The sequence below is a fragment of the Anaerotruncus sp. 80 genome (assembly GCF_009936115.1).
Classification (GTDB): domain Bacteria; phylum Bacillota; class Clostridia; order Peptostreptococcales; family Anaerovoracaceae; genus Senimuribacter; species Senimuribacter intestinalis.
In genome coordinates this window covers 1-12,194 of the sequence record NZ_QWES01000005.1, presented here as the reverse complement: position 1 = coordinate 12,194, position 12,194 = coordinate 1, and the positions used below count along the sequence as shown (strand labels likewise).

Sequence of the window (12,194 nt, the reverse complement as noted above, 5' to 3'; positions counted from 1 at the left end):
AGGTAAATTATGAGTGAGAATTTGTTAAAAAGAGTAAGAAAGTTGAATAACGTACTTGCAGACAGTACAGCAGGCTATATATCTTTTGATGAGCTTTGCGGCGTCATGAGCGAATTGCTGGGGTCCAACATCTATATTTTAAACAGAAAAGGAAAACTTTTGGCTGCCAAATACGAAGATGGCGAGGAGGCTCCTTTGACATACGATGAAGAAATTGAGAAAGTCGTTCTGCCACAGGTATATAATGACAGATTTTTGAAGGTGGAAGAAACCCGAACTAATCTGACCTATGACAGCATTAAGGAGTTTTATGGTGATGAGTACACTATGGCAAGCAAATATCACACCATCGTGCCAATTGTGTTCAGCGGTCAGCGTATTGCAACACTGCTCCTTGCAAGACCGGAAAAGGCATATGATGATGAAGATATCGCCATCTGTGAATATGGTGCAACAGTTGTAGGCCTTGAGGTATCCCGTGCTATCGCCCAGGAAGAGGAAGAAGATGTTAGAATGCGTGAAGCGGTAGAAATGGCACTGTCAACACTTTCTTATTCTGAAATGGATGCAGTAGGAAAAATCTTTGCAGAATTGAAAGGTTCAGAGGGTCTGCTTGTTGCCAGCAAGATTGCAGATAAATCCGGAATCACCCGTTCTGTTATCGTAAATGCGCTGAGAAAGCTGGAAAGTGCCGGTGTTATCGAGTCCAGATCTCTGGGTATGAAAGGTACGAGAATAAAAATCACCAATGAGTTCCTTCGCGATGGTATTAAAGATTTCGAAGTTTAAACTTATAATTGTATAGTTTAGAGTAACCAAAACCTCCAAGCGGTCATATTATGACAGAAGCGGGAGGTTTTTTTATGGGAAGACGGTCATCCGCGGCAGGCTGGTTTTGGAAAAAAACGGCCATAGGGCTGCTGATTTTTGCACTAGGGTGTTTAATACTGGCAGAAGGATTAAAACGGCAGATTGGTCCAAATATTGACGCAATCAGCCATTTGAAAGCCAGGGGCATGGTGACGGAGCTGATTAACGAAACAATCAGGGAAAATTTTTCTGACAAAGATTATGAGGATAAGCTTTTCCTCATCAAAACCGGCGATGATGGAAAAATGCAGATGGTACAGGCTAACACCAGTCTGATTAATAAGATGGTGTCTTCTTTTGCAGAAAGCCTGCAAAAGAAGTACGAAGCTATGGACCGGAAAATCGTGGAAATTTCCTACGGAACACTGCTGGGCAGCAAGGTTTTGTCACAGACCGGCTTTGGAGTTGAGGTGAAACTTTTACCTCTTGCGGTGACGAAATACGATTTTGAAACGGAGTTTGAAAGTCAGGGAATCAATCAGACTAAATACAAGATTTATATTGTGCTGGAAAGCAGCGTGCAGATTTTGCAGCCCTTTTCAAAGGAAAGCGTAAAAGTAACTAATAAAGTGTTGATTTCTGAGGCTGTTATCGTGGGCGATGTGCCTGACAGTTATGTAAATGTGCCAAAAGAAGATATTTTAGACGCAACATGATGACTTTTCAGTGCATTTTGTGTTATACTAAGAACATGCTTAGATTTAATGAAAATAATGAAATTATTACAGAAGAAACATATCGCGCAATTTTAGTGGGACTGCAGCGAAAGGAAGATATTTCTTATTCCATGGAGGAACTTGCCGGACTTTCAGAAGCGGCAGGCGCAGAAGTTCTCGGCAAAGTCATTCAGGTACTGGAAAGACCCAATACTGCAACCATGATAGGAAAGGGCAAGGTAGAAGAGGTTGCAAAGCTGGCTGCTAACATGGAGGCAGACGTGGTGATTTTTAATGATGAACTGACTGGAATGCAGCTGCGAAATTTGGAAGACGCTATCGGCGTACGTGTCATCGACAGGACGATTTTGATTTTGGATATTTTCGCAGCTCGCGCAGATTCTAAGGAAGGCAAGCTGCAGGTAGAACTGGCGCAGCTGAAATATAGAATGCCGAGACTGACCGGCTTTGGCAAATCTCTTTCCAGACAGGGCGGCGGAATCGGTACCAGAGGCCCCGGCGAGAAAAAGCTGGAGACAGACAGAAGACATATTGAGCGGCGCATGGAGGATATCAAAGATGAGCTTTCAGAGCTTCGCAAAACACGCACGGTACAGCGGGCGAGGCGAGAGAAAAACGGCGTGCCGGTGGTTGCGCTCGTAGGATACACGAACTCCGGAAAATCTGCACTGATGAACAGACTGCTTTCTATTACTGACAAAGAAGAAAAGAGCGTCACTGAGAAAAATATGCTTTTTGCGACTTTGGATGCCCAAAGCCGCAGTGTCAAAGTAGACAGCAGTCATCAGTTCATTCTGGTAGATACAGTTGGGTTTGTCAGCAAGCTGCCCCATAGTCTGATAGAAGCGTTTAAGGCAACTTTGGAGGAAGTTCTTTATGCGGATCTTTTGCTTCACGTGGTGGATAGCGCCTACGAAGAGCACAGTTTTCATATTGATGTGACGGACAAGGTTCTTGCTGAAATCGGTGCTGCCGCAAAGGACAAGATTATGGTCTACAACAAGATTGATTTGGTGCCAGAGCTTACGACTATGGCAAATTCTGACTCGCAGGTCTTCGTATCTGCGAAAACAGGCAGCAATATTGAACTTCTCATCGAGTTGATCAAAGAGAGAATCTTTTCCGATGTTAAAGTCAGCTTGCTGATTCCGTACACGAGGGGAGATATTTCCTCCTATCTCTGCGAAAAGGCGCAGGTGAAATCCATGGAGTACGTAGAAAAAGGAACCTTGTTTGAGGTGGAAATCAGTCAGGAAGATTATCAGAGGTTAAGTGAATATGAAGTTATATAGTACGGTTCTTGGAATGGGCCAGGCAGAGCAGGTGATTGAAAAGTCCAGATTTATCACCTATGTAAAGCCTGTCGAAACAAAGGAAGAAGCGGATGCTTTTGTTGGAGAAATCAGAAAGAAACATAAGGACGCGACCCACAATGTGCCTGCAATGGTTCTCGGCGACCATTTTCAGGTGCAGTGGGCAAGTGATGACGGAGAACCTCAGGGAACCAGCGGAGCGCCTATGGTGCAAATGCTGGTGCAGGAGGGAATTACCAACGTAGTGGTGGTCGTTACCAGATATTTCGGCGGTATTAAGCTGGGCACCGGTGGACTGGTGCGTGCTTACACCAGCAGCGCAAAGCAGGGGCTTGCTGCGGCAGGAATCTGCGATGTGCAGGAAATGCAGGTGACGGAATACAGGGTGGATTATGCTGTATTTAATAAAATACAAAATTCCCCCTTTACATATCCGGTAAAATTTGCTAATATAGTCTATGCTGACGCGGTTACCTTTGAACTGGTTACTAATCCGGAGGACACTGCGGCGGTTTCTGAAGTTATCACAGGTCTTTCCGGTGGGAGGGCTGAGAAGCTTTCTGAGAGCGTTCGATATGAGAAAGTAAGAAGAGAAAATTAATTTTAAAACTTACGAAAATCATGTTGACAGGTAAAAAGAAATGTGATAATATAATTTTCGGCTTATGAATCTGGTGATTCCACTAAGCTTAGAAAAAATTAAAAAAGTGCTTGACAAGTAACACAAGATATAGTATACTATGTAAACGTGCCAAGCAAACAAGCAACGGACACTGCGGGCGTTTAGCTCAGCTGGGAGAGCATCTGCCTTACAAGCAGAGGGTCATAGGTTCGAGCCCTATAACGCCCACCATTTTCCTACAGTGACCGAGATAGCGCAATGGCGGTGAGATGGAATACCGGCTGCGCAGTGAGTTCGCAGATTCGCGAATGAGGTGCAAAAGCACAAGCAATGCGGCCTGGTAGTTCAGTTGGTTAGAATGCCAGCCTGTCACGCTGGAGGTCGACGGTTCGAGCCCGTTCCAGGTCGCCAATTTTTCAACATAATAATGCGCTGGTGTGGCTCAACGGTAGAGCAGCTGATTTGTAATCAGCAGGTTGGGGGTTCGATTCCCTCCACCAGCTCCAATACAGATTAGGTTGGAGACTGACTCCAATTCATCAAATAACATGACTAAGTTTGGAAACTTTTGTCGAGGGATTCCCGAGTGGCCAAAGGGGGCGGACTGTAAATCCGTTAGCTGAGCTTTCGATGGTTCGAATCCATCTCCCTCGACCAATTTTTTTTTCAAGCATGCGGAAGTGGCTCAGGGGTAGAGCATCGCCTTGCCAAGGCGAGGGTCGCGAGTTCGAATCTCGTCTTCCGCTCCATCATGCGGATGTAGTTCAATGGTAGAACCTCAGCCTTCCAAGCTGATGGCGTGAGTTCGATTCTCATCATCCGCTCCATTTTTTCAAATTTAGTGTGGGCTCATAGCTCAGCTGGATAGAGCAACGGCCTTCTAAGCCGTGTGTCCGGGGTTCGAATCCCTGTGGGCTCACCATTTATTTGATGATTTTGGGGTATCGCCAAGTGGTAAGGCAACGGACTTTGACTCCGTCATTCGTAGGTTCGAGTCCTGCTACCCCAGCCAAGAATATGACCCATTAGCTCAGTCGGCAGAGCACTTGACTTTTAATCAAGGTGTCCGGAGTTCGAATCTCCGATGGGTCACCATCTAAATTAAATACAGATGTTGGTTGAATCCACAGCGAGGAGAGGTGTCCGAGTGGTTTAAGGAGCTGGTCTTGAAAACCAGTGATTCCGAAAGGGACCGTGGGTTCGAATCCCACCCTCTCCGCCATCATCTTAATTGAATAGTATATGATTGTGAGATTTATTTAGCCTGGAGAAGTACTCAAGAGGCTGAAGAGGACGGTTTGCTAAACCGTTAGGGTTCGATTAGGGCCGCATGGGTTCGAATCCCATCTTCTCCGCCATTTTGCAGGGGTATAGCTCAGCTGGTAGAGCAGTGGTCTCCAAAACCACGTGCCGTGGGTTCGATTCCTACTGCCCCTGCCAATAATGACACAATCTAAGCTTAACGGGGTGTAGCGCAGTTTGGTAGCGCAACTGGTTTGGGACCAGTGGGCCGCGGGTTCAAATCCTGCCACCCCGACCATTATCCAATATGTGGGCCATTAGCTCAGTTGGTCAGAGCATCCGGCTCATAACCGGCAGGTCCCGGGTTCAAGTCCCTGATGGCCCACCAGTTAAATAATTGAATATGTGGTATGCCCAGATAGCTCAGTAGGTAGAGCAGGGGACTGAAAATCCCCGTGTCCTTGGTTCGATTCCGAGTCTGGGCACCATTCATCCAACAGCCTTTCGCTGACGTAATGTCCGAAGGGTTGTTTTTTATTATCTAAATTTTCGTGTGATGTAATTTTCATGTTTCTGCCGTGATTTACCATCGACTTAATATTGATTTTATTCGTGTTTTCCTTTAAAATAATACATGGTAATTGTTAAAAGGGAGGACAACATGGCACAGCTATATTACAGATACAGTACAATGAACGCAGGCAAATCTATCGAACTGATTAAGGTGGCATATAATTACGAGGAACGAGGAAAACATGTGCTGACTTTGGTGCCTGCTATTGATGACAGATACGGAACTGGCGTTATTACCTCCAGAATTGGCGTGCAGCGGGACGCAATGATTGTAGGTGAGGATACAAATATTTTAGAGCTTTTCATGCGTGAAAATGAAAAACACAGGATTGATTGTGTTTGCATTGATGAATGTCAGTTTTTAAAGAAACATCATGTACAAGAACTTGTAGAAATTGTGGATAGTTTTGAAGTTCCAGTGCTTGCATACGGACTGAAGAACGACTTTAGAAACGAGCTCTTTGAGGGATCTTATTATATGCTGATTTATGCAGACAAGATTGAAGAAATCAAGACTATCTGCTGGTGTGGACGCAAAGCAACTATGGTTGCCAGAATTGTTGACGGCAAATTTGTCAAGCAAGGCAAACAGGTTATGATCGGGGGCAACGACATGTATGTATCCCTTTGCCGCAAGCATTACAATGATGGGCGAATCGGTCCAGAGAAATAGAAAAATATCAAAAATAAGTCATGAGAAGAAGATAGGAGAAATACCTATGAATTTTAAATTATATTTGATAAGGATAATTTTAATTAAAAATTTAATCTTCCAAAATCCCTTGATTTTTCAAGGCTTACCGCCTATCAAATATCAAAACCTTATGTATTTTCCCTTGTTTTTGCCCTTATGAGCCGAAACAAGGGAAATTTTTTATGCTTCGCCCACAACCCTATCCAAGAGCCTTGCGGAAGTTCGTTTCGCTTCTCGGGTAGAGTGGGCATAAATGTTCATTGTGGTACTGACATCAGAGTGTCCGAGAAGTTCCTGCACATCTTTGGGCTTTGCACCGCCTGAAAGCAGATTGCTTGTGTAGGTATGGCGGAGTGTGTGGAAATGAAAGTCCTCCAATCCCTCAACCTCTGCCTTTGCCTTGCGGCAAATCTGACCGACTGCACTTGCAGAAACAAAAGCACCGTCCTCCTTTAAGCAGACAAAGGATAATTCCCTGTCATTTTCGGGCGTTTCCTGCGTTCTTTGCAGAGTGTAAACCTCGTAATAAGTACGCCCTTTTTCTTTGACCGTCTTACAGTAGTTCAGATGATACAGTTCGCCATAGCGAAAACGGTTTTTATGCTGTTCTGTTTTTGCTTTCCGTAAGATGTCCGCCAATGTGTCGCAAAAATCAACGGTACGGACTTTACTGCGTTTTGTCGTGCCGACTTCGTGCTTATGCCTTGTGCCATTGTACCGCATACTTCGTCTTACGGTTAGATACTGCTCGTCAAGGTTGATGTCCTGCCAAGTCAGACCACAGACCTCTCCGATACGCAAGCCTGCATAGTAGGCTATCTGTACCGCAAGCAGGGCAGGGTGTTTCTTTTGGGTTAAGAAGTCCGTCAGTTTTTGGTATTCCCCGTGTGTAATGGTAGGAACAGGAACAATATCTTCTTCGCTGTCCGAGAAAATATCTGTTTCCTCTTTTCTGCCACGCAGCTTCACATACTGCATCGGGTTAAAGGTTATCAGCCTTTTCGGAAATACAGCAAAGCGGAATGAATTTTGCAGCACCGCCGAGAATTGCAGCATATAGCCTTTGCTCATCGGCTTTGAAGTTGTACCGTCAGGATTTACCCCTCCGTAACTCATAAGGTCGATAAACGCCTGTAAATGGTCGGCGGTCACGGTTTTCAGTTTTCGGCTGCCAATGGGATATTTCTTAATCTTTTTGACTGCCGCCATATATGCCATAACCGTACCGTTGCTAAGACTGCCGGGCTTCAGTTCTTCCTCTACCCACATATCCAGCATTTCGCCAACCGTGATGTTTTCGGCTTTCCCGACAAATTTCTTTTCCTCATAGTCAGCGATTGCTTTTCTGAGCAGGGCTTCTGTTTCAGACTTGCTTTCTGTTCCCACAAACTCTTTCTGTACTTTTCTTCCGCTTTCATCTTCGATGTAGAAGCGTGCGTACCACTTTTTACCTTTTTTTCTTACAGAACCTTTTGCCATAGATAAATTTCCCCTTTCTATCCGTGGCAATCGGGACTGTGACATATGGTGTGCGTAAAGTAATAGTGTCACTTATGCCGATGAATGTCAATCGGCATTTTCACTTGTCAAAGTGCCACGGAATTTTTCTTTTTCAGCAACCCTTTCTTCAGCTGCTGTCACTATCCCGAACAGGTCGCCCATCTTTACAGCGGTGCGTCCCTCATCGTAGATATGTAAAATCCCGTCTAAAAACTGTTTCATATCCTCGATAGGAAGTTCCATTTCTTTACGGTAAACTCTTTCCATAATCGCCCCTGACTCAATCGCATAGCGGCGTAAGGACTGCTTTAAGCCCTCGTCCTCCGCTACACGGTCAACCTCAGCCATAGCGTCTGCAAAGTGATAAGTCATAACCGTATAGAGGTCAATCATTTTTCCGAGGAATGTGGTAAGCAGTTGTTGGTGCGGCTCGCCCTTTACCACAGAAGAAACCGTATCAAGATATTTTTTGATATGTTCTTCCATATCCCTTGCACATAAAGTGCGGCTGTCATATTCCTTATCTTCGGAAAGTCCTGTCAGCCATTCGGGAGTGGTCAGGAGTGCTTCTGCCAGCCCGTTGATAATCATTGTACGCTTCGGGTCTACTCCGTCCGCTTCATATCTCTGAATGGTAGATTTGTTTACCCCGACACGCTTACCAAGTTCGGGCATTGTTAAGTTTAATTCTGTTCGGCGTTCTTTCACTCGTTCACCGACCTGTTTTGCGGTGAATGTAATTTCTTTTTTCAAGGTTTTCACCTCCTATTGCTGATAGTATAGCATGACAAAACCTATTTTGCAACCATAAATTTAACAATAGGCAAAAATATTTCTTAACCAGTTGCAAAACAAGTTGACAAGGAATAGCAAAATAAGTATAATTACAGATACATAGTTGCAAAATGCGTATTTTGAAAGGAGGTTGACAAAATGAGCAACATCAAAATGGGTTTAACCATAGAAGAAGCAGCAGAATGTACGGGTATCGGAAGAAATACAATGCGTAAGTTGGTAGACTGGGGCAAACTTCCAGTCCTCAAGGTCGGCAGAAAAGCGATTATCCGCAGGGATACTTTAGAGCGATTTATGAGCGTCAATCAGGGAAGAAACCTGCTCAATGAAAACGATGTCCGCAAAGTAGAATAAGCATTCTCCAAGCCCTCGGCGTTTGAGAGCGAAATACACCCCTCGCACAAATCTTCGATTTGTACAAGATGTATTTCGCCCTTGCAGGGGGCTATGTATCACAGCTTCGGGCAATGCACCGCCGCTATGATACAAAAGAAAACAGCCCGCTGTTTTCTTCGCTGTCCGTCTGCTTACGCCGCCGAAACAGCGGCAACCGATTTCTCGGTTGCAAAAAGAGTATGCCCGTCACGGGAGGAAGGAGTATATGGCAAGACATTCATTTATACAGATGTCGAAGCTACCCAATGTCAAGGGAAGAATATCCTATATCACAAGCCACGCAAGGCAGGAAAATCTCTATGCCACCTACCGCACCGCCGACAATGAATTTTGGAGTAACCTTGCAAGGGAAAGCCAGCAGGAATTTAAGCGAAGCGGTACAGAGGGCAAATGTATTGAAGCAAGGGAATTGATTATCGCCCTGCCCGAAATTTATACAAGATATGAGCCGCAGGAAGTCCTTGAAGATTTTACGGAGGAGTTCCGCAGGCGGTATGGCGTGGAGTGCGTGTCAGCCCTCCACCACAACAAACGCAAAACAAACTATCATATCCATCTTATCTTCAGCGAAAGAAAACTGCTTCCTGAGCCTGACATCAAGATAGCCACACGCAGCGTGTTCTATGATGAAACAGGCAAAAGGGTACGCACCAAGAAAGAAATCACAGGGGAGGACGGGCAGATACGAAAAGGCTGCACCGTCATAAAAAAGGGAGAAATTTATGAAAGCCACCTCTTTACCGTGAAAGATGATAAATTCAAAAGCGAACCTTTTCTTCGGGAGGTAAAGGAGATTTACACCGACCTTATCAATCGGCATATCTCCGATCCCGAACAGCAGTTAAAGGTATTTGATAAGAACAGCGTTTATCTTCCTACCAAGAAAATCGGCAAGAACAATCCCAAAGCCGCCGAGATTGAAGCGGACAATACCGCAAGGCAGGAATGGAACAGAACAGCGGATATGGCGCTCATATCGGGTATTTCCGAAGCAAAGATTTTAGAAATCAAACAGACCGAGATACACGAAAAAGCAAGCCAGTCTATCAAGAGCAAGGGTTGGCTGCCTAATCTGTTCCGTGGGATTGTAACAAAAGCAAAAGATTTTCTGCAAAACCTTATCCGAGAAAAAGATATGCCGCCCAAGCCTACGCTTGATATTGATATGGCAGAATTCCGCCATATGCGAAACCTGATGATAAAAGTACAGAATAAGGCGGTAAAAATCAAAAACTTGCAGGACAAAGTTCTGCCGCAGTTGAAACAGCAGCTTGCCGATACAAAGGGGCTTTTCAAAGGCAAAGAGCGAAAAGCGTTGGAAGTAAAAACCAAAGAAACCGAAGCGGAGATTGCTGACAGGTTGGATAAAATCCCCGATACACTCAAAGAGGACGGTTATCCCGATGTGCAGGTATTTATGCGGACTTTCCGTGAAATGGAAAGCGTTGTGGAACAGTATAACCGTGACCTTGCAGAGTGGGAATACCAAGTCAGCAGGAAACCGACAGCTACCGCCAAAGAACAGCACAGACCGCCCGAAAAGCAGAGCGTGTTAAAACATCTGCGTGAGATACAGGAACGCAACAAGCAGCAACCACCGCAAAGACAGCGTAAAAAATCCATTGACAGAGATAGCCGATAGGCATTGAAAAACACCGCCAGCGTGTGACCGCTGGCGGTGTCGTCTTACATAACCTATCGTCTATTTCCTTACAAACAGAGATTTACCTATTTCAAATCAAAGAGAGAACTTTCATAGTCCTTTACATAGTATCGTATATTTTTACGACCTTTTTGAATAATGATGGATCCCTCTGCTTCCAATTTTTCTTTCTGTGCTTCAATACCATTGGGATATTTAGGATTGAGTTCTCCGTTTGCTTTCAATGTTCTCCAATAAGGCGTTTCATCTTCGGAACGCTGATAACTCGCCCATGCAACAATGGAAACAAAAATTCCCGCTGTAATTGGTTCTGTAAAATCAGCACCACTCAATTTTGCAAAGTATTTTCGTATTTCCCCAACGGTAATTATTTTACCATACGGAACTTTTTTCATTACTTTGTCATAGTCGATTGGCGGTGCAAAATACATTTTACTGCCACCATATTTTTCAATACTTTTCTGGTCTGTGATAATTTGAAATTTTGGCATATCCTTATTATCGTGCAACATAGCATTAAAATCTTTTTTATCTTCGTTTGCCATTTCTGCCACCTCCTACTTTAAGGATAATCTGTTTGGCATTCCTATGCAATGAGGCTGTTTGAAAAAATTCGTCATACAAACTGGAATTTGTGGTTAGACGATATTCTCACCCAAAATTATTTTAGGCATTGTAGTTAAACATCTGTTCCAACGTTTGTAAAACTTCTCTATACCAAGTTTAGATACTCTTGCATGAGCTTCTTCATTTTCTAACACCCAATACAACACATATGTTACCTTGCCTACATTTCTCGTGAGTCGAACAGGCAATTCCCCCTCTTTAACCGCATTAAAATCTTTTTGTCGATGAGTACGTTTTATATAATGTACATCAATGACCCCATCTTGTTGTAAATAAAATTCGGCAACTTCTTTCATTAGTTCTTCTATTTCATCTAATTTGGTTAATTTCGCTTCATATATGCATATTTCATTAAACATAAAACACCTCCTCAAATTCTAATTTGTTCCTGTATAAAAAGTATATCACGAAGGCGTGAAGATTTCTATACTGTTGTTCATTTGCATAAGCAGTAGCGTGTCAATGTAACGCTATTGCCTAATGAGAAGCCTTGTTTTGTTACTATCTGCAAGCCCAAAATACAGTAGGGGAAGTATTATCCTCCACCCACTGTATTTTAAGGCAATAAGCGTTACGCTCATTAGTTATAAATCAGTTCGCTATATACAATTTCTCTCGCCCTCGCTTGTATTTCATTCATTCTTCCAATCCACAATATCATGCTTTCTGCTTTTAGTTGTTCAGTCACGCCCTCCTTGTCAGCCATTTGTTCGACCAATCGAAACATCATCTTCGTTGCTTGTTCGTCAATATCAGCAAGATAACAGTTCAATTTTCCGCTTGTGAGAAGCGTGGTGTAAACTGCCCGTTTATGTTCCTGCAAATAGTGTTTGTGTCGCTGCCCCCATAAGCCGATAGGCTTGTGTCCTTTTTCGGCTGGTAAAGTAAGGCAAGGAATATAATAATCTCCTTGCAGTTCATACCAAAGACCGTTGCTTTCATCATAAATATACTTATCCATTAAAAAGTCCTCCGTTATAATATATTCGCACATATATCACAGTTCTCCGATTACCACACTCTGTTATAACTTGTTATGAGATTTTCTTGCCCTTGATTTTGCCCTTATGATTGTGCAGAACAAGGGTAACATGGTGTGAAATCATATAAAGAAATAAGGTGTGATGATTGCGATAAATCCTTTGTTTTCAAGGCTTTCGGAGGATTTTATTAAAACCCTATGAGGTGTGATAAACACCTGTAAAATTATGAGTTTCTAATT

General features: G+C 43.6%; 12 protein-coding genes and 15 tRNA genes. 22 read left to right on the top strand and 5 right to left on the bottom strand.

What is annotated here, in order from left to right; translation table 11 throughout:
- Nucleotides 1-9: 9 nt before the first annotated feature.
- The 20 genes from codY (at nucleotide 10) to D1155_RS03760 (ending at nucleotide 5,970) form a co-directional block, all read left to right on the top strand.
- Complete coding sequence (gene codY, locus D1155_RS03855; RefSeq protein ID WP_160201089.1) at nucleotides 10-789, top strand: GTP-sensing pleiotropic transcriptional regulator CodY; 780 nt, start codon at nucleotides 10-12, stop codon at nucleotides 787-789.
- A 74-nt stretch (nucleotides 790-863) separates the two neighbouring features.
- Nucleotides 864-1,526, top strand: coding sequence for a sporulation protein YunB (gene yunB, locus D1155_RS03850; protein WP_160201088.1), 663 nt, complete (start codon nucleotides 864-866; stop codon nucleotides 1,524-1,526).
- A gap of 35 nt (nucleotides 1,527-1,561) precedes the next feature.
- On the top strand, nucleotides 1,562-2,839 hold the full coding sequence (gene hflX / locus D1155_RS03845) for a GTPase HflX (protein WP_160201087.1): 1,278 nt from the start codon (nucleotides 1,562-1,564) through the stop codon (nucleotides 2,837-2,839).
- A complete protein-coding gene (locus tag D1155_RS03840; RefSeq protein ID WP_160201086.1) occupies nucleotides 2,826-3,461 on the top strand; it encodes a YigZ family protein in 636 nt (211 codons plus the stop codon). Before hflX ends, D1155_RS03840 begins: the two co-directional genes overlap by 14 nt.
- Nucleotides 3,462-3,637: 176 nt before the next feature.
- Nucleotides 3,638-3,713, top strand: a tRNA-Val gene (locus D1155_RS03835).
- Nucleotides 3,714-3,816: 103 nt separating this feature from the next.
- Nucleotides 3,817-3,893 (top strand) — tRNA-Asp (locus D1155_RS03830).
- Nucleotides 3,894-3,913: 20 nt separating this feature from the next.
- Nucleotides 3,914-3,988, top strand: a tRNA-Thr gene (locus tag D1155_RS03825).
- Between the two features lie 66 nt (nucleotides 3,989-4,054).
- Nucleotides 4,055-4,139 (top strand) — tRNA-Tyr (locus tag D1155_RS03820).
- 17 nt (nucleotides 4,140-4,156) lie between these two features.
- Nucleotides 4,157-4,231, top strand: a tRNA-Gly gene (locus D1155_RS03815).
- Between the two features lie 4 nt (nucleotides 4,232-4,235).
- Nucleotides 4,236-4,309, top strand: a tRNA-Gly gene (locus D1155_RS03810).
- Nucleotides 4,310-4,327: 18 nt separating this feature from the next.
- A tRNA-Arg gene (locus D1155_RS03805) sits at nucleotides 4,328-4,404 on the top strand.
- A 15-nt stretch (nucleotides 4,405-4,419) separates the two neighbouring features.
- A tRNA-Gln gene (locus D1155_RS03800) sits at nucleotides 4,420-4,494 on the top strand.
- A 7-nt stretch (nucleotides 4,495-4,501) separates the two neighbouring features.
- Nucleotides 4,502-4,577 (top strand) — tRNA-Lys (locus tag D1155_RS03795).
- Nucleotides 4,578-4,615: 38 nt separating this feature from the next.
- Nucleotides 4,616-4,704: transfer RNA gene (locus D1155_RS03790), tRNA-Ser, on the top strand.
- A gap of 44 nt (nucleotides 4,705-4,748) precedes the next feature.
- A tRNA-Ser gene (locus tag D1155_RS03785) sits at nucleotides 4,749-4,840 on the top strand.
- A 6-nt stretch (nucleotides 4,841-4,846) separates the two neighbouring features.
- A tRNA-Trp gene (locus D1155_RS03780) sits at nucleotides 4,847-4,922 on the top strand.
- A 23-nt stretch (nucleotides 4,923-4,945) separates the two neighbouring features.
- Nucleotides 4,946-5,022, top strand: a tRNA-Pro gene (locus D1155_RS03775).
- A gap of 13 nt (nucleotides 5,023-5,035) precedes the next feature.
- Nucleotides 5,036-5,112, top strand: a tRNA-Ile gene (locus D1155_RS03770).
- Nucleotides 5,113-5,136: 24 nt separating this feature from the next.
- A tRNA-Phe gene (locus tag D1155_RS03765) sits at nucleotides 5,137-5,212 on the top strand.
- 173 nt (nucleotides 5,213-5,385) lie between these two features.
- Nucleotides 5,386-5,970, top strand: coding sequence for a thymidine kinase (locus D1155_RS03760; RefSeq protein WP_160201085.1), 585 nt, complete (start codon nucleotides 5,386-5,388; stop codon nucleotides 5,968-5,970).
- A gap of 201 nt (nucleotides 5,971-6,171) precedes the next feature.
- Here the strand turns inward: D1155_RS03760 and D1155_RS03755 are convergent, their stop codons facing one another.
- Together D1155_RS03755 and D1155_RS03750 are read right to left on the bottom strand one after the other, a co-directional pair.
- Nucleotides 6,172-7,470 (bottom strand): tyrosine-type recombinase/integrase, encoded by a 1,299-nt coding sequence (locus D1155_RS03755; RefSeq protein ID WP_103240843.1) that lies wholly within the window; start codon nucleotides 7,468-7,470, stop codon nucleotides 6,172-6,174.
- Nucleotides 7,471-7,557: 87 nt separating this feature from the next.
- Nucleotides 7,558-8,244, bottom strand: coding sequence for a helix-turn-helix transcriptional regulator (locus D1155_RS03750; RefSeq protein WP_103240842.1), 687 nt, complete (start codon nucleotides 8,242-8,244; stop codon nucleotides 7,558-7,560).
- Between the two features lie 180 nt (nucleotides 8,245-8,424).
- Here D1155_RS03750 and D1155_RS03745 point away from each other — a divergent pair, with 180 nt between their 5' ends.
- Nucleotides 8,425-8,640, top strand: a complete 216-nt coding sequence (locus D1155_RS03745) for a helix-turn-helix domain-containing protein (protein WP_004612412.1) — start codon at nucleotides 8,425-8,427, stop codon at nucleotides 8,638-8,640.
- Nucleotides 8,641-8,887: 247 nt separating this feature from the next.
- Nucleotides 8,888-10,324, top strand: a complete 1,437-nt coding sequence (locus tag D1155_RS03740; protein ID WP_103240841.1) for a MobA/MobL family protein — start codon at nucleotides 8,888-8,890, stop codon at nucleotides 10,322-10,324.
- Nucleotides 10,325-10,410: 86 nt separating this feature from the next.
- Here D1155_RS03740 and D1155_RS03735 read toward each other — a convergent pair whose 3' ends face one another.
- The 3 genes from D1155_RS03735 to D1155_RS03725 all read right to left on the bottom strand — a co-directional run bounded on the left by D1155_RS03735 (nucleotide 10,411) and on the right by D1155_RS03725 (nucleotide 11,933).
- A complete protein-coding gene (locus tag D1155_RS03735; protein ID WP_160201084.1) occupies nucleotides 10,411-10,890 on the bottom strand; it encodes an MGMT family protein in 480 nt (159 codons plus the stop codon).
- A gap of 93 nt (nucleotides 10,891-10,983) precedes the next feature.
- Entirely contained in the window at nucleotides 10,984-11,331 is a 348-nt protein-coding gene (locus tag D1155_RS03730; RefSeq protein ID WP_103240839.1) for a hypothetical protein, read from the bottom strand.
- A gap of 221 nt (nucleotides 11,332-11,552) precedes the next feature.
- Complete coding sequence (locus D1155_RS03725; RefSeq protein ID WP_160201083.1) at nucleotides 11,553-11,933, bottom strand: TnpV protein; 381 nt, start codon at nucleotides 11,931-11,933, stop codon at nucleotides 11,553-11,555.
- Nucleotides 11,934-12,194 lie beyond the last annotated feature (261 nt).